Source organism: Coleofasciculus sp. FACHB-1120 (assembly GCF_014698845.1).
In the GTDB taxonomy this organism is placed as follows: Bacteria; Cyanobacteriota; Cyanobacteriia; order Cyanobacteriales; family FACHB-T130; genus FACHB-T130.
On record NZ_JACJTV010000041.1, the window covers coordinates 26,560 to 46,622 of the forward strand.

The following is a 20,063-nucleotide window of genomic DNA, read 5'->3' on the forward strand; positions in this document are numbered from 1 at the left end:
TTCATGTCGTTTTTATTAACTGAGTTTAATTTAAATTTTATGAATTAATTTCCAGAGCGATCGCATTAAATGAACGAGATTCGCCTGAATTTAGACACTAAAACCCAAAGATACTGGGAAAAAGTGGCGAGTTGCAATTTTGAGCGCGATCGCTGCTAATGATTGGGAATGCTAACAACTCAATAAATAATCCATAAGGTGAATGCCAAAAAATTGTCATCTACCTTAGGGTTAAAAAAGCCTTGGTGATAGGTGCGCTTTGGATTTCAATCTTGAAAGGTTCATGCTGAAAGTAACACGTTCCCAACTACTAGGCTATGGCGTAGCTGTCTTGACCGTGATGGTAGCACTGCTGCTGACACTCCTGTTACAGCCACTGATGGGACCGCTCATTTTCCCCTTCTTTTATGCAGCAGTATCGATTAGTGCCTGGTATGGTGGCATGGCTCCGGGGCTGCTAGCTGCAATTTTATCGGCTTTCGTTACCAATTTCCTATTGTTAGACCCGCTCTATTCTTTAGGAGTCGCCAGCCCGAGCGTTGTGGTGCGATTGGGTGTATTCCTTCTCGTGACGTTTCTGATCAGCTCGCTGAACTCGGAACTACACACTGCAAAACAGCGGCTAGAGACGAGTCTGCTGAAGCTACAGACAAGTGAGAAACGCTATCGTCGCCTTATCGATACTGCCAACGAAGGCATCTGGACAATCGATACCCAAGGACGGACAGACTACGTCAACCAGCGGATGGCGCAAATTCTGGGATACAGCGTGGAGGAAATTCTGGAGCGCTCAATTTTCGACTTTGTGGATGAAGCATCGCGCGGGGAGGCACTGCAAAAAATACCACAACCCAACTCAGGCGTCATCGCTCAATATTACTGGCAATTTCGCCGCAAAGACGGCTCGGATCTCTGGGCAATTGTATGCACCAGTCCAATTTTCAGCGATACGGAAGAGTTTCTCGGCACGCTTGCCATGATTACCGATGTGAGCGATCGCAAGCAAGCAGAGTTGGAGCTACAGGAGTCTACCCGTCGCGTCACGAACATCCTAGAGAGCATCACTGATGCGTTTGTCGCCTTGGATCACCAGTGGCGGATCACTTATGCAAACCATGAAACGGCGAGAATGAACGGGCAAAAGCCAGAGGAAATCATTGGCAAAACCCACTGGGAACAATGGCCTTGGTCAGCCGGGACGAAAGTTGAGCGAGAATATCGACGAGCAATTGCCGAGCAGGTGGCTGTCCATTTCGAGGTGTTATACGAGCCATTAAGCATCTGGTTAGAGATCCATGCGTATCCTTCCAAAGACGGACTGAATATTTATTTCCGGGACATCACCGAGCGTAAGCAAGCGCAGGAGGCGCTGCAAAAAAGAGAAAATGAACTCCGCCTGATTACAAATGCCTTACCAGCCCTGATTGCTTATATCGATTCAGAGCAGCGCTATCGCTTTCACAACAAAGCCTATGAAGAATGGTTCGGGGATTCCGGCACGCAAGTGAATGGAAAGCAAGTTCGGGAGGTTCTAGGCGAAGCCGCTTATGAAGCGACTCGTCCGTATATTGAGACAGTCTTGTCAGGAAAACAAGTTACTTACGAAACCAAACTTCCGTATAAAGATGGTGGCAGCCGCTACATCAGTGCCACTTACATTCCTCAGTTTGACAGTCTTGGGCAAGTCGAAGGATTTGTCGCCTTAGTCAGCGATATTAGCGATCGCAAAGCGGCTGAGGAAGCGTTGCGTCGCTCAGAAGAACGCTTACGTAGACTGTTCGACTCCAACCTGAGCGGCATTGCCTTCTGGAACGTAGATGGCTTCATCACCGAAGCCAACGACGCCTATCTGCGCCTGGTTGGCTATACCCGCGAAGAATTTACCGAATTAGGAAAAATCAGCTGGAGACACCTAACGCCCCCAGAGTACCAGCACCTAGACGATCGAGCGATCGCAGAGGCTCTAGCAACGGGAGTTTCCAATATCTATGAGAAAGAGTACCTCCAACGGGACGGCAAGCGAGTGCCGATCGTGCTGGGGATTGCCTTGCTCAACGACTCTCAGCAAGAGGGTGTCGCCTTCTTACTAGACATTAGCGATCGCAAACAAGTAGAGGCAGAACGCGCTTTGCTTTTATCCTTGGAGCAAATTGCCCGTGCGGAAGCAGAAGCCGCTAGAGAGCAAGTCTCTGATATTCTCGAAAGCATCACCGACGGCTTTCTCGCCTTCGACTGCGAGTGGCGTTTCACCTACCTCAACCACGAGGGAGCAAGAACTTTGGGTCATTCTCCTGAAGAACTGTTAGGGCTTAACTTGTGGGAAGAGTTTCCGGAGCTTGAAAGCACCAAATTCGGTCAGATGTACCAGCGGGCAGTCGCCGAGCAAGTGCCTCTGGAACTGGAAGACTATTACCCACCCTTCGATGCTTGGTTTGTTGCCCGCGCTTACCCTACGCACGCTGGAGGACTATCGCTATACTTCCGCAACATTAGCGATCGCAAGTACGCTGAAGCCGCATTACGCGAAAGTGAGGAACGCTTTCGCGTAATGGCAGATACGGCTCCCGTCTTGATTTGGATGTCTGGTCTTGACAAGCTCTGTTACTACTTCAATAAACCCTGGCTAAAGTTTACCGGCAGGACTTTGGAACAAGAGATGGGCAACGGTTGGACGGAAGCAGTTCATCCCGATGATGCCCAGTTTTGTTTAGATACTTATGTAAATGCCTTTGATGCCCGTCAAGATTTCAAAATGGAATATCGCCTCAGACGCTTTGATGGGGAGTACCGATGGCTTCTAGATATTGGGATTCCCCGATTTACACCGGATGGCAGTTTTCTGGGTTATATCGGCTCGTGTATCGAGATTAGCGATCGCAAAGAAGCTGAAGCATCAATTCGACAAATCAACCAAAGCTTGGAACAACGGGTTAAAGAACGGACTGCCCAACTAGAAGCCGCGAATAAAGAACTTGAATCTTTCTCCTACTCGGTTTCCCATGACTTGCGGGCACCACTTCGGCATATTAGCGGTTTCGTGGACTTGCTCCTAAAACGGATAGGGTCAACAACCCTCGATGAAACCAGCCTGCGTTATCTCAAAACGATTGCCCAGACCACTAAACAAGCCGGAGTTCTCGTCGATGAACTGCTCGCATTTTCCCGCATGGGGCGCACTGAGATGCGCTATACATCGATTAATATGGATCGGCTGGTTCGCGAAGTCCAACGCGATTTAGAGCAGGAAATCAATCACCGGGCGGTAACTTGGCAAATTGAAGACTTACCTGAAGTCCAAGGCGACCCTTCCATGTTACGGCTGGTACTCCAGAATCTAATCGGAAATGCTGTTAAGTACACGCAGACACGCACCCATGCCGAAATAGAAATTGGCAGCACTGACAATGAGTCTGAGGTTGTCTTTTTTATTCGGGATAATGGCGTAGGATTCGATATGCAGTACGTACACAAACTTTTTGGTGTATTTCAGCGCCTCCACAGCCAACAAGAGTTCGAGGGGACTGGCATTGGATTGGCGAACGTCCAGCGAATTATCCATCGTCATGGCGGTCAAACTTGGGCAGAGGGTGTGGTAGAGGGTGGAGCAACTTTCTACTTCTCCTTGCCAAAATTGGCAGAAAAACCATAATAATTAAAAATTAAAAATGCAAAATTAAAAATAATAAATTTTTTAATTTTTAATTTTTAATTGATATAGGGGGATGAATGAAAGAATTGAAACGAATTCTGCTAGTTGAAGACAGTCCGAACGATGTTGAATTAACACTAGCAGCACTAGGGGAAAACCATTTAGCAAACGAAGTGGTAGTTGTGCGCGACGGGGAGGAAGCGCTTGATTATATCTATCGACGGGGGATTTTTAAGCTGCGGATTGAAGGAAATCCGGTCGTGGTACTGCTGGATCTAAAATTACCCAAAGTGGATGGGCTAGAAGTGCTAGCACGGTTGAAGTCTGACCCTACAACGAAAGTTATCCCAGTCGTCATGCTGACTTCTTCACGGGAGGAGCAGGATCTGATTAGGAGTTACGATTTAGGTGTGAATGCTTATGTCGTGAAGCCGGTTGATTTTCATGAATTCGTGAACGCTATCAAGGAAATTGGGCTTTTCTGGGCAGTGGTCAATCAGCCACCACCAGGTTCTTTGCCCATTGCCTGCACTGTCTAATGAACTATCTAAACAGGGAGCAGGAATTCAGCATGACGGGTGGAGGCTATTCATGAAGAAAAGGGGATTGTAAGCAAATTTGTAGCAAGATCGTAGGTTGGATAGCACGTCAGCAAAACCCAACAAACTGAATCAGTGCTAGGATTTGGTGGACTCAAACGCCACGCCCCTCAACGCAGGAAACTCGCGAGGGAATGGTTCCCCAGCCTACACATCCGAGATTTTTTAGTCAATAAGGGTAATCAGCATTACGGGTGAAGGTCATTGATAAAAAACAGAAACTGTAAACCAAAAAAGAATTGTTTATAATCTGGAATTAAAGAACTTTTTTTCACTCAAAACCCTCATTTTAAATCCCCAGTTTGAAAGAGTTACGTTGATTTCCATCGTTGCGCTGAATCATCAAAAAAAGGTTTGAGTCTCGTGAAAGTACTGCATATCCTTCTGCTCGAAGACAGTCTGCTAGACACAGAACTCATCTATGCGAATTTAAGCGCTGGTGGGATTGACTGCGAGTTGGTGCAAGTAGAGACGCGCACTGACTTTGTGACAGCACTAGAAACAGATTCTTTTGACTTGATTCTCTCAGATTACTCGCTGCCGTCATTTGATGGCATCTCAGCGCTGAAAATCGCTCGCTCCCTTTGCTGCGATGTACCATTTATTTTTGTCTCGGCGACGATTGGCGAGGAATTGGCGATTGAAACTCTGAAAAATGGGGCGACAGACTATGTGGTGAAGCAACGGCTAGAGCGACTGGTGCCATCAGTCATTCGGGCTTTGCGAGAAAGCCAGGAACGCAGCGATCGCAAAGCTGCCGAACAAGACTTACACAAAAGCCACGAGCGGCTCAAGCTTCTCTCGGAGACAGCTAGCAAGCTACTGTTGAACGATCGACCGCAAGAACTGATCGACAACCTATTTCAAGAACTTTCTTCTCATCTAGGAGTTGAAGTTTATTTCAACTACTTAGTCGATCGGGAAAAACAACTTCTGCATTTAAACTGTTGTGGTGGAGTTTCCGAGCAAGTTTCTAAAGAAAGAGAGTGGTTGGAGATGAGTGAAACTGTGTGTGGACGTGTCGCTTTAGAGCATCACCACTTCGTCGCAGAGAACGTTCAGCAATCCACCGATCCGAAAATAGAAATGGCGCGATCGCTAGGGATTACAGCTTATGCTTGTCACCCGTTACTTGCCCACGGTCAGCTCATCGGAACCCTTTCTTTTGGCACCCGCAACCGCATCCGCTTCGAGACGGATGAAATTGAATTGATGAAGGTTGTTTGCGATCAGGTAGCGATCGCTTTAGAACGCGCCCAAATGTTAACTCGTCAGCGCCAATATACCAGCCGTTTGCAACGCCTTGCGGAGGCATCTGTTGCCATCAACTCAACCCTATCTCTTGAAGAGATGCTACAGCTGATTACGGAGCAGTCCCGCGACATTATCGGGGCACATCAGTCAGTCACAAGCTTGACGCTAGACGAGAACTGGGCACAGGCGATTAACTCAGTCTCTCTGTCAGATAAGTACGCGCAGTGGCGAGATTATAGTGAAACAACCGATGGTTCTGGCATCTATGCACTGGTGTGTCTCCTGAAACACCCGATGCGGATGACGCAAGCCGAACTAGAAGCACATCCAGCTTGGCGAGGTTTTGGGAAGGCGGCTGACCAGCACCCACCCATGCGGGGTTGGCTGGCTGTACCCCTGATCGGTCGGAATGGAAAAAATATCGGTTTAATTCAGCTTTCCGACAAATACGAGGGGGAATTCACCGAAGAAGATGAAGCCATCCTAGTACAAATGGCTCAGATGGCATCGGCGGCGATTGACAATGCACAGCTTTACCAAGAATCTCAGCAAGCGAATCGCATGAAGGATGAGTTCTTGGCGATACTCTCTCACGAGTTGCGATCGCCTCTCAACCCAATCCTCGGTTGGACGCAACTACTCCGCACCCGCAAGTTTGACGAAGCGACCACCACTCGTGCGATTGAAACTATCGAGCGCAATGCTAAGTTGCAGACACAGCTCATTGATGATTTGCTGGATGTCTCACGGATCATCCGTGGAAAAGTCGGTCTAAATATCTCCCCAATCAACCTAGTCTCTACCCTTGAGGCAGCTATCGACACGGTGCGTCTGGCGGCTGACGCGAAATCGATTCAGCTTCAGTCTTCCCTCGATTCCTCTGTAGGGCTGGTTTCGGGTGATTCCAGCCGCATACAACAAATTGTATGGAATCTGCTCTCAAACGCGATTAAGTTCACGCCGGAAGGGGGTCGTGTTGAGGTGAGACTGTCAATGGTCAACGGTCAAAAGGTCAGCGGTCGAAAGTCATTCGCCAACGAACCTGAACCAATGACCAATAAAGGACTTAGGACTCATTACAACTACGCCCAAATTCAAGTCCTCGACACCGGGAAGGGCATCCGTGCTGACTTTTTGCCCCATGTCTTTGATTACTTTCGACAAGCGGATGGCTCAACGACTCGGAAGCACGGGGGACTGGGACTCGGTTTGGCAATCGTGCATCATTTGGTAGAACTGCACGGTGGGACTGTCTATGCAGAAAGTCCGGGCGAAGGACAGGGGGCAACTTTCACGGTGATGTTGCCACTGATCAAGAGTGAGGCGAAAAAACTAACAATGGAAGAAGATGTCTTATTAAATTCTCAAGCCTCCATCCGCAGCACTTTACTTGATGGCGTCCGGGTTCTGGTTGTTGATGATGATACTGACACGCGGGAATTTCTGACCTTCATGCTGGAACAGTATGGTGCGGAAGCGATCGCAGTGGCATCAGCACAAGAAGCGTTTGAGCGAATCCCTCAAGTCAGACCGGATGTTCTGGTGAGTGATATTGGGATGCCTTCAGAGGATGGCTATTCTTTGCTTGAGAAAGTGCGGAAACTGGATGCCACTCAAGGAGGAGAGACTCCGGCGATCGCGTTGACTGCCTATGCGAGGGAAGAAGACCGCACACAGGCTCTCTCGGCAGGCTTCCAGATGCATTTGGCAAAGCCAGTTGAGCCAGATGAATTGGCGAATGTGGTGGCAAAGCTGGCGGCAAGCACTTCAATCCGATAACTGCTAATTCTAATAGAAGAGTATAAATAGAAATAGTGGTTCGTACAATTCGGTAGTTTTTGGTAGCGATCGCTAGTCTAAACCCTTCCCAGGTTAATCAAACTTTTTTTAAATTTAATAAAACTTAATCTTATATTAAAGTGGACTTTACCACTTTTAGGTCTGCAACTCAAACCCCCATAGGAAAGTTTCTTGTTTATAGCTTGCTATATCTTTTGACGGTTGCTCTCTGATTAATAAGAAATTACTTTACTGATATCAAAGCATTTTTATCTATCGGAAATAAACAGTTTGTACTCCTAGCAGAACTAGAGGCGATCTCAGTTCAGCCTAGGATACATTTCTGTAAACGCTTTCCTTTCTCAAACGAATCATCTGCATCGATAATAAGCTGAAACTTTGTCTGTAGCACGAGCTAATTTTTTCGGGTTTCTTATCAGAGTATTAAGCAATTTTAAGCAAAGTTAGTAAGCCAGCCATCAAATGAGACGGTTGAGAAAGTTTAATTGTCTTTGTTTCCTAATCAACTATTAAACCTTTGCTTGATAAAGCGACAATGTTATATCGCCAATCGGTAAACAAACTGCGAAAATTTCTACCAAACCTCCGCTCTTTGCGTCGCATTGGGGTATCTCTTCTTCTTTTCTTGGGCATCGTATTGTTTAGCTGGTTCGTGATGGCTCAGCAGCCAGTCACCCTCAACCTGTTGCTGCCTGCCCCTGATGCCCCACCCTTGCAGCGAATGATTAAAGACTTCGAGGCAGAGAATCCAGGCATTCGCATCAACATCGTTGAAGGCCCTAATGCCACAAACTTGGTTGAAGACCTCTATACCTCTGCTTTCATCTTGGGAGAATCTCCTTATGACCTAGTGGTCATGGATGTCATCTGGACGCCAAAATTTGCAGCGGCGGGTTGGCTGCTAGATATTAGCAACCGGATTTCCCAAGAAGAATTGGCAGCATTTTCACCCAATGATGTCGCCGGGGGACGTTACGAAGGCAAGCTGTACCGGCTGCCAATTCGTTCTGATGCGGGGATGCTCTACTACCGAAAAGACTTGCTAGCAGAAGCCGGATTGCAGCCGCCAGAAACCTTTCAAGATTTGATGGCAGCTTCCAAAACCTTGCAGAAAGCAGGAAAGGTAAATTGGGGCTACCTCTGGCAAGGTCGCCAATACGAAGGATTGGTGGCAATGTTTATTGAAGTCCTCGAAGGCGCTGGTGGCTTCTGGGTGAATCCCGACTCGTTAGAAGTTGGGTTAGATCGACCGGAATCCTTAAGAGCCATTGAGTTTTTGCGTAGCACCGTTCAGGAGGGTATTGCCCCGCCTGGGGTGACAACCTACCACGAAGAAGATACCCGACGCTTCTTCCAGAACGGTCAGGCAGCGTTTTTAAGAAGTTGGCCTTATGTCTGGCCTTTAGCGAATGAAGAGACTTCGCCAATTAAGGGAAAAATCGGGATTAAACCGATGGTTCATGCCGCCGGTCAAAGTGGGGCGGCTTGCCTAGGCGGCTGGGGTTTTGGAATTTCTAAATCCTCTCGACATCCAGAGGAAGCCTGGAAAGCGATTCAATACTTTACCAGTGAAGAAACACAGCGGCAATTCATTTTGAAAGAGGGCTATCTGCCCAGCCGACGGGCATTATTTACAGACCCACAGATTGTCGCTAAATACCCCCACTACCCGCAGATTTTGGAGGTGGTGCAAAAAGCCGTCTTACGTCCGCCGATTGCACAATATGCCCAAGCCTCTGATATTTTGCAACGCTACCTCAGTGCCGCACTCACCAACCGAACGAGTCCGGAAAGAGCAATGCAATCTGCCGCGAATGAAACGCGCCGACTCCTCAACGCGGGTCAAGCGAAACCGTCGGCATAACCAGACAACCCTGTAAAAGGCAAAAGTCAATCAAAACAATTGCATCATTTGCGGTTTCTTGTGCCTTTTCACTTTGGATTTTTGACTTGTTTAAGAGTTAGCTTTTTGAATTTTTACCTTTGACTTCATGATGAACCTGAATACAATCCGAGGTCGGGAACAACGCACGGGCTGGATCTTACTACTGCCTGCCTTGCTTGTCCTGTTATTGGTCTATGGCTACCCGATTGTTCGGGCATTCTGGTTGAGTTTGTTTACGAAGAACCTAGGAACCGAGTTGCAACCTGTCTTCGTGGGTCTGGATAATTACGGACGGATGGCAGGGGATGGTCGTTTCTGGCAGAGTTTCTGGACAACAACAGTCTTCACTACCTCAGCCGTTATTATCGAGCTATTGCTAGGGCTGGGAATCGCTCTGGTTCTAACTCAGAAATTTCGAGGAAGAAGCTTGGTGCGAACGACGGCTATCTTACCGTGGGCGTTACCAACTGCTCTGATTGGTCTTGCCTGGGGTTGGATTTTTAACGACCAGTTTGGCGTTGTCAACGACATCCTCAGACGAGTCGGTCTAATTGAAGGTGGGATTAACTGGCTGGGAGATCCAACGCTGGCATTGATGGCGGTGATCTTTGCCGATGTTTGGAAAACCACACCGTTTATCAGCATTCTGCTCTTGGCGGGGTTGCAGTCGATTTCACCAGACCTCTACGAAGCCCATTCGATTGATGGAGCAACTCCTTGGCAAAACTTCACTAGAATTACGCTACCGTTGCTGATGCCGCAAATCTTAATTGCACTGCTATTTCGATTTGCCCAATCTTTCGGAATTTTCGACTTGATTGCGGTGATGACGGGTGGCGGGCCTGGAGGTTCGACGGAAGTGGTCTCGCTGTACATCTACTCCACCGTGATGCGCTACTTAGACTTTGGTTATGGTGCGGCGCTGGTAGTAGTGACCTTTACGTTGCTGATTGTAGCGGTAGCGATCGCTAGTTTCTTGCTCAGTCGCTCTCGTGCCAAAACTTCAGGAGCCGCTTAAGTTATGAGTGTCATTCCCCAAGAACGCCCAACCGCTCCAACCCCAACCAAGGGCAAAAAGTTTTCCTGGAAAAAAATCTTCATGCCCCTGGCAGTTGCCCTGGTAGTAATCTTCTGCCTAGCGCCAGTTTTATGGCAATTGCTGACTTCATTCAAGGTCAATCAGGATATTGCCGCTGTTCCCACGGTCTATTTTCCCACTCGATACACCCTCGCTCACTACGTTGAGTTATTCGTTCGTCGTCCGTTTTGGCGCTACATCTTAAATAGTGCCTTCGTCTCGATTACTTCCACCGCTCTGGCTTTAGCCATTGGGGCACCCGCTGCTTACGCTCTGGCACGATTGCATCTTCGGGGCGGCAAAGTTATCCTCGCCGGTGTCCTAATCATTACTTTATTCCCTGGAATTTTGTTGTTCTTGGGACTGTTAGAAATTGTCCAGGCATTTCGCTTGGGTAACAACTATTTGGCGCTGATAATTCCTTATACTGCCATCAATTTACCGTTGACGATTTTAGTGCTGCGAAGCTTTTTCGAGCAATTGCCAAAAGATTTGGAAGATGCCGCTAAAGTTGATGGCTACAATACGTTCCAAATGCTGACGCAAATCTTACTGCCGATGACAGTCCCGGCTTTGGTAACGACTGGGATTCTCACCTTTATTTTTGCCTGGAACGAGTTTATCTTCGCCCTCACCTTTATTACTCGTGAAGATATGAAGACGATTCCGGTTGGGGCGGCTCAATTAGGCGGTGCGTCGCTATTTGAAATTCCCTACGGGCCAATTGCTGCGGCGACGGTCTTGGGGACTTTGCCCTTGGTTTTACTGGTGTTATTTTTCCAGCGCAAGATTGTCCAAGGTTTAACCGCGGGTGCTGTTAAAGGATAAAGTGATGAATTTTGAGTTTTGAGTTATAAATAAATCACTCAAACCTTAAAAACCATAACTTTTCTCAGATTGAGCCAGAAAACGAGGTAGAAAAACTTTCAACCTTCAACTTTCTGCAACTTTCAACCTTCAACCTGTTTAAAATCATGGCTAGACTCGAACTCAGAAACTTAAATAAAACCTATAATCCCAAAGTCATCCCGGTCAAAGACGTTAGCTTGAGCGTAGAAGATGGTGAGTTTCTTACGTTACTTGGACCTTCTGGATGCGGTAAATCTACCATTCTGCGGTTGATTGCAGGTCTAGAGGAACCCACGCGCGGTCGAGTCTCAATTGGGGATAAAGATGTCACGAACTTGCGACCGGGCGATCGCGACATTGCAATGGTATTTCAAAGCTATGCCCTTTATCCTCACATGACGGTTTACGAGAATATCGGTTCTGGTCTCAAACTGCAAAAAACACCCCCGGAAGAAATTAAACAACGGGTGGCAGAAGCTTCAAGAGTATTGGGATTAGACGAATTAATGAGCCGCAAACCGGGTCAAATGTCTGGCGGACAACGGCAGCGGGTCGCCCTAGCACGGGCTTTGGTACGCCGCCCTCATGTCTTTTTATTAGATGAACCCTTAAGTAACTTGGATGCGCTGTTGCGGGAAAACGTCAGGGCTGAAATTAAGCAATTATTTGAATCTCAACACGTTCCAGTTGTTTACGTCACCCACGACCAGACAGAAGCGATGACGCTTTCTAGTAAAGTGGCGGTTCTCAACAAGGGCGATGTGCAGCAACTCGACCCCCCCGAACGTATTTATAATAATCCGGCAAATCTATTTGTGGCTGGGTTTGTAGGCAGTCCCCAAATGAATTTGTTAACCCTGCCTTGCCAGGGAAATTCCGCCATGCTAGGGAATTCTAGAATCCCGCTTCCGGAAGTTCCGACAGTGCCACTTCAGATTGTGTTGGGGATTCGTCCAGAAAATGTTCGCATTGCACAACCGGAAGATAGAAACACCGTTCGGGGTCGGGTGTTTTTGGTAGAAAACTTGGGGATGAACAACTTAGTGAGCGTGCGGGTTGAGGGTTCTGCTGGCGAACCTACGACAATTCGTACCTTATTACCGACAGATAGAAAGTGGAGTGGCGAAGATGTAACGCTAGCATTGCCACTTCAGAATATCCACTGGTTTGATGTGCAGACGGGAGATGCTGTTTTTAGACGGCAACCGCAAGCAGTTGGGCGTTAGGAAATGGTAAATGTTCTATTCTGCAATCAGAAAAATTTTTTGCTTAACTCGGTTTGCTTAACTCGGTTTGCTTGACTCGGTCAAATAGCCAGGGAAATAATCCCTTGGCTATTTACTAAAGTTGGGTATATGGCATTTCTGTATTGGGTGAAAATAGACTCGGAACTCACCCCCAACTCCTCGACCTTCACGCAGAGGGGCGCATAACGCGATACAAGACTTGCTGTGCTACGCACCGAAACGCGAACGTTTCGGTAATTCTCAAAATGATAACAGGCGTTTTCCAACCGTTTCTTAAAACACAAAACTGGGGCGGACAGTTCCGACATAAATTAAATCGTTGTTAGCATTTTGTTCGGGATTTGTAACAACAAAAAATCTTGGGGTAATTGCAATATTATCAGTGATTTGATATCGGTAAAACGCTTCTAGATGTAAAGAGGTATCGGGATCTTCGCGCCCAACAACATCAGTTTCAATCGCTTTGGGCGGTTGACCAATCACGAATCCTAGCAGATTGCCAAGTCCGCCAACATCGGGCAAAGCAAAGCTCAAAGCCCAAGTAAAGATTTTGGCATCGCTGCCTTTATATGGGTCGGATTCGGCACGAGCATTAATTAATCCCGTCCAGCCGGAAATGTTGAAGTTCGGGGAGACTGGTAGGAGGCTTGCAATCCATAAGCGTTGGTAGAAAGAGCCGCACCATTAAAGGGATCTTCGGCGTTACGACTGCCTTTGCCGGTGACGTTTATGGCTCTTTGCGGTTTTTTGATGCTTGGTAAAGTCAGTGTTATCAATAAAGCCAAGCAGCAACCGCTAAGGATGTTTCTCTAGCGGTTTTTTGTATCCTGATAAAGTTTCCTCCTTAAGCCTAACTAGCACCGAAAATCCCATACAAAACTAAGAGAAAAAAAGGTTAAGCACAAACGTTTGCATGGATGAATTCATGAAAGTATAGCGATAGGATTAGATATCTATTAAGTTAATTTAAAAATCTGGAAATTAGGCAAATTTGTAGCAAATAATACTAAATAGAGGGGCAATCACAAAAAGATTTGGCTGTGCAGAATACGGCAAGTGCCAAAATCATTTTGCTATGATGAGAGTTTATTTGCGATCGCCTGTTAGAGATCCCGCTACAACTGTATCTTAAGTGCATCTCGCGGCTATTTATGGAAAACCCAAAAAAAGCATCTTCGCACAAGCATATTGTTTTAACATCCCATCCTGGGAAATCGGGTAAAAAATCGGTTCCCATCCATTGGGGAGAAAGCGATCCGATGAAACGAGGGCCAATTATTGGCACATTAGCTAACCCAAATCAACGGAATGCAATTGGTACGCATTCGGGATCTTATGCCGTTTATCGGGCACTTGCGATCGCATCGGGCGCACTCCAGGCAAATCACCGCGCCGATTTAACCAATACTTCTCCGGTTGTCCACATTGGGCCATATCCCAGTTGGGCAGATGCGAACAAAATTGTCTCACTCGATCCATTTGGAGCAATTGTGGGTGAAGTTTTCCCTTCATTTTATGAAGAGGGGTACGATATTCGTCCCACCATTGCTGTCACCAAAGCTCACATTAATATGCCGGAATTGCAAGATTCTGTGGCAAAAGGGCGCTTGCAAGTTGACGGTCAAATTATCAAAAATAACGGTAATTTAGTCGTCACAAAGGTCGCAATCGATCCAGTCTGGTATTTACCAGGGATTGCCAAGCGACTCAACATTGAAGAAAGCGATTTACGTCGCATTCTCTTCCAGCAAACAGGCGGGATGTTCCCAGAATTGGTAACGCGCCCAGATTTACACGTATTCTTACCACCGATTGGCGGCACGACGATTTATCTGATTGGCGATGTCGCCGCAATTACAGATCCCAACCGACTGCTTGCCGTGCGGGTACACGATGAATGCAACGGTTCAGATGTGTTTGGTTCCGATATTTGCACTTGTCGCCCTTATCTGGTGCATGGCATTGAAGTCTGCGTCCAGACAGCACAAGCAGGCGGCGCAGGGGTGATTGTCTATTTCCGCAAAGAAGGTCGTGCCTTGGGCGAAGTAACTAAATTTTTAGTTTACAATGCCCGGAAGCGTCAGGAAGGAGGCGATCGCGCAGATGCCTATTTTGCCCGGACTGAATGCGTGGCGGGACTTCAAGATATGCGGTTTCAAGAACTGATGCCGGATGTGTTGCATTGGCTAGGAATTACGCGAATTGACCGCTTGGTGTCGATGAGTGATATGAAATACAACGCGATTACAAATTCTGGTATCGAGGTAATCCAACGCATCCCGATTCCCGATGATTGGATTCCAGAAGATGCGTGGGTGGAAATTGCTGCCAAGCAAGCCGCTGGTTACTACACGCCGGGAGAGGTGCCCACTGCGACAACTCTGGCAGAAATTAAGGGACGGGGTTTAGGGGATTAGGTTTTTTAACGCAAAGGTACGCAAAGGTTTACGCAAAGGTACGCAAAGTTAATCTTTGCGTTTTTATTGTTTATGAGCAATTCTGAACGGGAAGCGATCGCATATTTGAGAAGTCCGGCAGCAATTCGAGAAAGATGCGATCGCATCTTTCGTTTAGGCTGTGAAGACAAACTGCGTTACTTTCGAGTTGATTTAACGCAGTTAGAGAAATGCGCTGATTATGTCATCGGCGTGATGCGCGATGATTATCCCGATCTCGATATTCCTTTTCACAGTCGCTGGCGACATTTTGAAGTCGGAAATGTGCCTCGTCTTTTGGAACTTGAACAAGCTTTAACGGGACTGAATCGATTAGAAAAAGCGAAAGTTAAGTTTGATTTAGCGATTGTTAGCGTTTTACTGGATGCAGGCGCGGGTGCCAATTGGCAGTATTGCGAACCAGAAACGGGACAAGTGTTTCGGCGTTCGGAAGGCTTAGCCGTGGCTAGCTTCCGAATGTTTTTTCAAGGTGCTTTCTCTAGCCACTCGAAATCACCATTACAGGTAGATGCTGATGGACTCCTACAGTTAACAGAAGACTCTTTAGCGCAGGGTTTCCAAGTTAGTGAAAAAAATCCGCTGGTTGGGGTGGAAGGGCGCGTTCAGCTGCTACAGCGTTTGGGACAAGTCCTCGCTCAAAATCCTAAGTTTTTTGGCACCGAAAGCCCGCGTCTTGGCAATCTAGTCAATTATTTGTGGGATAGCAGCAATCATGGACAACTGGCTGCGAGTAAGGTGTTGAGTGCAGTTTTGGAGGGGTTAGGGGAAATTTGGTCGGGGAGACTTGCGATCGCTGGGGTAAACTTAGGCGATGTCTGGATTCATTCCGCTTTACCGGGAGATAAGAAAAGTGACAATTATGTGCCATTTCACAAACTCTCTCAGTGGTTAACTTATTCTCTTTTAGAACCTCTTCAGGAACTCGATTTAAAAATCACTGGACTAGAAGAACTTACAGGTTTACCCGAATATCGTAACGGTGGTTTATGTCTAGATACTGGACTGTTACAAGTCAAAGATTCAGCAGTTTTGCAGGAACGTCACCCAGTGGGTTCTGAGGTAATTGTCGAATGGAGGGCTTTAACGATTAGTTTGCTAGATAAAATTGCGGCAACGATTCGACAAAAGCTGAATATGACTGCTGATGAATTACCCTTAGTAAAAGTTTTACAAGGAGGAACTTGGAGTGCGGGGAGAAAAATTGCCGCACAATTACGAGAAGGCGGCGTTCCCCCAATTAAAATTGCAAGTGATGGAACCGTGTTTTAATAGAAATTACCTAGCGAATATAGCAATTCTCTATTGGATGCAGTACGGTTTAACCCCACCCCTGCCCCTCCACGTTTACAGGGCTACCGTGTACACACAAGTCTTCTAATGTTGCCCCACAACGTTTTGATCCCCTCTACCCCCCTTAAAAAGGGGGGAGAATTCAGTCAAAGTCCCCCTTTTTTCTAGCGTAGCGGCGCGTTAGCGCGGGGATTTAGGGGGATCAATCAACGTTTTGCCAATTAATGAAAGATGTGTATACACCGTAGCCTCGTTTACGGGGATGGGTTAAAAATTCCCCCCTCTCCGTAAACGGAGAGGGGTTGGGGGTGAGGTTCTTTTATAAATTGCATTCAAGTTAAAAAGAATTTTGCTAGTTTTTAAGCCTGCGTAGGTAGGCTTTGTCTTTGTGCATCTTTCGAGAGGAATTTATTCATGAATGCTGAAGTCACTGTAGTTGAACATCCCTTGATCCAACATAAATTAACCCTGATGCGGCAAACGAAAACCAGCACAGGAAAATTTCGCAATCTCCTCAAAGAAATCGGGATGTTGTTAGCTTACGAGGTGACGCGGGATTTACCGCTAAAATATGAAGAAATAAAGACGCCTATTGCCCCCATGTTGGCACCGATGCTGGCTGCTGAAAAGAAGATGGTGATTGTCTCAATTATGCGGGCAGGACAGGGGATTTTAGATGGAATTTTGGAACTGATTCCTTCAGCAAGAGTTGGGCATATTGGTTTATATCGCGACCCGACTACTCATGTGGCGATCGAGTATTATTTCAAGGTTCCAAATGATATTGAACAGCGAGATATTTTGGTTGTCGATCCCATGTTGGCAACCGGAAATTCAGCCGTTGCGGCGATTGACAGAATTAAAGAAGTTAGCCCGATGTCAATCAAGTTTTTGTGCTTGCTGGCAGCACCAGAGGGGATTGCACACTTACGTCGCGAACATCCGGACGTGTCTATTTATACGGCTGCAATTGACGAAAAATTAGATGAACACGGTTATATTGTCCCAGGACTTGGGGATGCAGGCGATCGCTTGTACGGGACAAAGTAGCGATTAGGATTTAGGTTTTGATGATTGAAATCAGTTGGGAAATCTCGTTAACGACAAAAGTTGGGTTGAGTGCTAAACATTTTGCGCGATCGCCATAACCATAAGTAGCCCAACAAGCATCTAACCCAGCATTTTTAGCAAACATTAAGTCTACATGACTGTCGCCAAATACTAAAACTTCGTTACTTTGGATGTCTGGATAAATTGGCTGGATGACTGAGTGGAATAATCTTGCATCCGGTTTGGTTGGCGTTTGTCCGTCATCGCCAATAACCAGATCGAAGTCAGTATTAATTTTTAGCTTTTCTACGGCAAGCTTTAAAAACTTAGTGTGTTTGACGCTAACAATTGCTAAGTTCAACCCCTCGGAGGATGCAGCTTGAATCACTTGCTTCACTCCCGAAAATAAATCGATTTTTAATAACCCTTCTGTTTGATAAAAGTGTCTAAAAGTTTGAATCCATGTAGGAATTTCTTCGGGCGCGATCGCTGGATAAAAAATCGGGAAAGCCTCAGCAAGCGTAACGCCAATGACTGAGCGAATCTGTTCTTCATCTGGCGGGTCGATGTTAAATGTCTGGAAGGTTTTGATAACGCACGAGATGATAGCTGGATGGGTAATTGCTAAAGTGCCATCAAAGTCAAAAATAATTAACTGATATCGACTCATTGTTCGCGACTTTCGGGAATGTAAGGAACACCGAGGGCGGCGGGAGGGGTTGATTTGCCAGCTAATCCTACTAGCGCCAATAGCGCAATGACATAAGGCAACATTACTAAAAATTGATAGGGAATATTCAGATTAAAGGCTTGAATTCGCAGTTGCAAAGCTTCTGTAGCACCGAATAACAGGCAAGCTAAAGCCGTGCTGAAAGGATGCCATCTGCCAAAAATCAAAGCTGCAAGGGCGATAAAACCTCTTCCTGCACTCATATCCTCTACAAAGAATCTGACGTGAACTAATGTTAGATAAGCTCCTCCTAAACCTGCAAGACAGCCGCTGAGAGTGACTGCAACATAGCGGACCTTGGTGACAGAAACGCCAGCAGTATCCGCAGCACGGGGATATTCTCCAACGGCGCGTAAAGATAAGCCTAAACTTGTACGAAATAGCAGGTATGTACTCAGGGGAACTAACAGAAATAATAAGTAAATTAAGGGGTCTTGATTGAAGAGGAGATTCCCAATAATCGGAATGTGTTTTAATCCGGGAATGCCAATGATTTGAATGCCTGGTAGTTGCTGCGCCTGACCGCTATTAAATAAGACACGCGACCAGAAAGAAGTCAATCCCGCTGCTGTAAGATTGATGGCAAGTCCAGATACTAATTGATCGACGCGCAAGGTAACGCACAGATAGGCATGAAGCAGTCCAACCAATCCCCCGACGGCGATTGCTAACAGCATTCCCAGCCAAACATTGCCAGTAAAAAATGCTCCTGCCGCACTCGAAAATGCCCCGGAGAGTAACATTCCTTCTAGTCCAATATTTAGCACTCCCGATCGTTCGGAAAACAGCCCGCCAAGGGCAGCAAAGGCTAACGGTACTGAGAGGCGCAGGCTGGCAATTAGATAGTCGGTGAAAAAGTTGAGATTGTCCATGTTGAATCAGGAATCTCTCCCCCAACCCCTCCCCTGCGAGTAGGGAGAATTCGTTCTAGAGAGAAATAAGACCAAGAGTGAGCAATAATCTTGATTGAAGCATAGTAAACAGAATCAGCCACTGGTTGAGACAGCAGTATGGATCGAGAAAGCATTCTCACAAGCAGCCTGGTACAAAGACTGCAATGTATTAGAGATTACCGCGCAGGGCGAGGGAAGCGATACCCATTGTGGATGATGCTATTGATAGCGCTGTTGGGCGTCATGAGCGGTTGTCAAGGATATAAAGCCCTAGAGGAGTTCGGCATCCGACATCATCAGAAGTTGTCTGAGGTGTTGGAGTTGAATCTAGAGCGGATGCCATCAGATACAACATTAAGGCGGATGTTTCAGGCAATCAACTTTGAGCAATTAACACAGCTGTTTAATACTTGGGCTAAAGAGCAGTTTGCACCACAAGCAGGAGAATGGGTAGCAGTGGATGGCAAAAGCATCAAAGGCACTGTGCAAAATCGCTCGGATGCATTCCAAAATTTTGTGAGTGTGGTGTCAGCATACAGTCATCAACGGCGAGTGGTGCTAGCCCACAAGAGCTTTGAAAACAAAGTACGAAGTGAAATTCAGGTGGTGGAGCAGTTGCTAGCGGAGTTGTCACTCACAGGCGTGGTGGTCAGCATGGATGCCTTGCATTGTCAAAAAAAACCGTTGCCCGTTTAGTGGCACAAGGCAATGATTACTTGATTGCCGTCAAGGGCAATCAGCCAAAGTTGATGCAGCAGTTCCACGATGCCTGCGCTCATCTGGCACCGGATTCGCAAACCGTGCATTTGGATACATCCCACGGACGAGTGGTGCAGCGCACTACCCAGGTGTTTGCCGCACCACCGACCCTAGCTGAGACTTGGCATCAGGCTCACAGCTAGGTTGTGATCTATCGTCAGGGGACGCGTCAGGGACATGCCTTTGCCACCACCAGTTTCTATCTCACCAGTTTGAGTTTGTCTGCCGTCGAAGCTGCCTTGGGCATTCGTCAGCACCGCGACATTGAAAATGGACTGCATTAGGTCAGGGATGTCGTCTTCCAGGAGGATGCCGCACCTTTTACTCTCATGGCTCCAGCCCTCAACTGGTCTGTAGTGCGTTCGATTACCCTCAATCTATTTCGCTCTCATGGCTATCACTCCTTGACCACTGCCAGGCGTTGCTGAATGGGGGTATGAATCAAGCTGGAACAGGCACATCCCAAAACTTCAGGTAGTGAAGTAACAAGCGAATTGAGTGTCTCAGCATTTCCTCGCTCTTGG

Annotated in this window: 16 protein-coding genes and 1 pseudogene; 12 read left to right on the forward strand and 5 right to left on the reverse strand. The window is 46.9% G+C overall.

The annotated features are described in order from the left end of the window. Positions 1-283: 283 nt before the first annotated feature. From H6H02_RS23805 to H6H02_RS23835, 7 genes are all read left to right on the forward strand, one after another. Positions 284-3,649 (forward strand): PAS domain S-box protein, encoded by a 3,366-nt coding sequence (locus tag H6H02_RS23805; protein WP_190822461.1) that lies wholly within the window; start codon positions 284-286, stop codon positions 3,647-3,649. A gap of 77 nt (positions 3,650-3,726) precedes the next feature. After that, positions 3,727-4,188 (forward strand): response regulator, encoded by a 462-nt coding sequence (locus tag H6H02_RS23810; protein WP_190822463.1) that lies wholly within the window; start codon positions 3,727-3,729, stop codon positions 4,186-4,188. A 423-nt stretch (positions 4,189-4,611) separates the two neighbouring features. Next, positions 4,612-7,281 (forward strand): response regulator, encoded by a 2,670-nt coding sequence (locus tag H6H02_RS23815; protein WP_190822466.1) that lies wholly within the window; start codon positions 4,612-4,614, stop codon positions 7,279-7,281. Positions 7,282-7,837: 556 nt separating this feature from the next. After that, positions 7,838-9,166: an ABC transporter substrate-binding protein gene (locus H6H02_RS23820; RefSeq protein ID WP_190822468.1), complete on the forward strand. Its 1,329-nt coding sequence runs from the start codon at positions 7,838-7,840 to the stop codon at positions 9,164-9,166. A 127-nt stretch (positions 9,167-9,293) separates the two neighbouring features. Next, positions 9,294-10,205: an ABC transporter permease subunit gene (locus H6H02_RS23825; protein WP_190436357.1), complete on the forward strand. Its 912-nt coding sequence runs from the start codon at positions 9,294-9,296 to the stop codon at positions 10,203-10,205. Between the two features lie 81 nt (positions 10,206-10,286). Continuing rightward, positions 10,287-11,093, forward strand: coding sequence for a carbohydrate ABC transporter permease (locus H6H02_RS23830; protein WP_347277800.1), 807 nt, complete (start codon positions 10,287-10,289; stop codon positions 11,091-11,093). Positions 11,094-11,239: 146 nt separating this feature from the next. After that, positions 11,240-12,340 (forward strand): ABC transporter ATP-binding protein, encoded by a 1,101-nt coding sequence (locus H6H02_RS23835; RefSeq protein WP_190822472.1) that lies wholly within the window; start codon positions 11,240-11,242, stop codon positions 12,338-12,340. A 294-nt stretch (positions 12,341-12,634) separates the two neighbouring features. On the opposite strand, the gene H6H02_RS23840 is transcribed toward H6H02_RS23835, so the two are convergent. Next, on the reverse strand, positions 12,635-13,015 hold the full coding sequence (locus tag H6H02_RS23840; RefSeq protein ID WP_347342645.1) for an iron uptake porin: 381 nt from the start codon (positions 13,013-13,015) through the stop codon (positions 12,635-12,637). Then, the gene (locus H6H02_RS26800) at positions 12,958-13,146 is read right to left on the reverse strand and encodes a hypothetical protein (RefSeq protein ID WP_199329524.1); all 189 of its coding nucleotides are present in this window, start codon (positions 13,144-13,146) and stop codon (positions 12,958-12,960) included. The genes H6H02_RS23840 and H6H02_RS26800 overlap by 58 nt, the downstream gene beginning before the upstream one ends. A gap of 366 nt (positions 13,147-13,512) precedes the next feature. Here H6H02_RS26800 and H6H02_RS23845 point away from each other — a divergent pair, with 366 nt between their 5' ends. From H6H02_RS23845 to upp, 3 genes are all read left to right on the forward strand, one after another. Continuing rightward, positions 13,513-14,778, forward strand: coding sequence for a GTP cyclohydrolase II (locus tag H6H02_RS23845; protein WP_190822474.1), 1,266 nt, complete (start codon positions 13,513-13,515; stop codon positions 14,776-14,778). Positions 14,779-14,850: 72 nt separating this feature from the next. After that, complete coding sequence (locus H6H02_RS23850) at positions 14,851-16,086, forward strand: URC4/urg3 family protein (RefSeq protein WP_190822476.1); 1,236 nt, start codon at positions 14,851-14,853, stop codon at positions 16,084-16,086. Between the two features lie 435 nt (positions 16,087-16,521). After that, positions 16,522-17,157 (forward strand): uracil phosphoribosyltransferase, encoded by a 636-nt coding sequence (gene upp, locus H6H02_RS23855; protein WP_190822479.1) that lies wholly within the window; start codon positions 16,522-16,524, stop codon positions 17,155-17,157. A 10-nt stretch (positions 17,158-17,167) separates the two neighbouring features. Here the strand turns inward: upp and H6H02_RS23860 are convergent, their stop codons facing one another. After that, complete coding sequence (locus H6H02_RS23860) at positions 17,168-17,827, reverse strand: HAD family hydrolase (protein ID WP_190822481.1); 660 nt, start codon at positions 17,825-17,827, stop codon at positions 17,168-17,170. After that, entirely contained in the window at positions 17,824-18,759 is a 936-nt protein-coding gene (locus H6H02_RS23865; protein ID WP_190822483.1) for an ABC transporter permease, read from the reverse strand. Before H6H02_RS23865 ends, H6H02_RS23860 begins: the two co-directional genes overlap by 4 nt. A gap of 138 nt (positions 18,760-18,897) precedes the next feature. Between H6H02_RS23865 and H6H02_RS23870 the strand changes: the two genes are divergently transcribed. Both H6H02_RS23870 and H6H02_RS23875 read left to right on the forward strand, forming a co-directional pair. Further along, positions 18,898-19,476: an ISAs1 family transposase gene (locus H6H02_RS23870; RefSeq protein ID WP_277922593.1), complete on the forward strand. Its 579-nt coding sequence runs from the start codon at positions 18,898-18,900 to the stop codon at positions 19,474-19,476. After that, positions 19,449-19,682, forward strand: a complete 234-nt coding sequence (locus tag H6H02_RS23875; RefSeq protein WP_190822488.1) for a hypothetical protein — start codon at positions 19,449-19,451, stop codon at positions 19,680-19,682. The genes H6H02_RS23870 and H6H02_RS23875 overlap by 28 nt, the downstream gene beginning before the upstream one ends. A gap of 298 nt (positions 19,683-19,980) precedes the next feature. Here H6H02_RS23875 and H6H02_RS23880 read toward each other — a convergent pair. After that, positions 19,981-20,063 (reverse strand): annotated as a pseudogene (locus H6H02_RS23880) (IS1 family transposase); the annotation flags it as partial.

Excerpts from the sequence above, each read along its gene's own strand:
- H6H02_RS23870 (WP_277922593.1), top strand. The coding sequence starts at position 18,898 with ATGGATCGAGAAAGCATTCTCACAAGCAGCCTGGTACAAAGACTGCAA.
- H6H02_RS23820 (WP_190822468.1), top strand. The coding sequence starts at position 7,838 with ATGTTATATCGCCAATCGGTAAACAAACTGCGAAAATTTCTACCAAAC.
- H6H02_RS23850 (WP_190822476.1), top strand. The coding sequence starts at position 14,851 with ATGAGCAATTCTGAACGGGAAGCGATCGCATATTTGAGAAGTCCGGCA.
- H6H02_RS23825 (WP_190436357.1), top strand. The coding sequence starts at position 9,294 with ATGATGAACCTGAATACAATCCGAGGTCGGGAACAACGCACGGGCTGG.
- H6H02_RS23845 (WP_190822474.1), top strand. The coding sequence starts at position 13,513 with ATGGAAAACCCAAAAAAAGCATCTTCGCACAAGCATATTGTTTTAACA.
- H6H02_RS23835 (WP_190822472.1), top strand. The coding sequence starts at position 11,240 with ATGGCTAGACTCGAACTCAGAAACTTAAATAAAACCTATAATCCCAAA.
- H6H02_RS23805 (WP_190822461.1), top strand. The coding sequence starts at position 284 with ATGCTGAAAGTAACACGTTCCCAACTACTAGGCTATGGCGTAGCTGTC.
- H6H02_RS23865 (WP_190822483.1), bottom strand. The coding sequence starts at position 18,759 with ATGGACAATCTCAACTTTTTCACCGACTATCTAATTGCCAGCCTGCGC.
- H6H02_RS23810 (WP_190822463.1), top strand. The coding sequence starts at position 3,727 with ATGAAAGAATTGAAACGAATTCTGCTAGTTGAAGACAGTCCGAACGAT.
- H6H02_RS23860 (WP_190822481.1), bottom strand. The coding sequence starts at position 17,827 with ATGAGTCGATATCAGTTAATTATTTTTGACTTTGATGGCACTTTAGCA.
- upp (WP_190822479.1), top strand. The coding sequence starts at position 16,522 with ATGAATGCTGAAGTCACTGTAGTTGAACATCCCTTGATCCAACATAAA.
- H6H02_RS23830 (WP_347277800.1), top strand. The coding sequence starts at position 10,287 with ATGCCCCTGGCAGTTGCCCTGGTAGTAATCTTCTGCCTAGCGCCAGTT.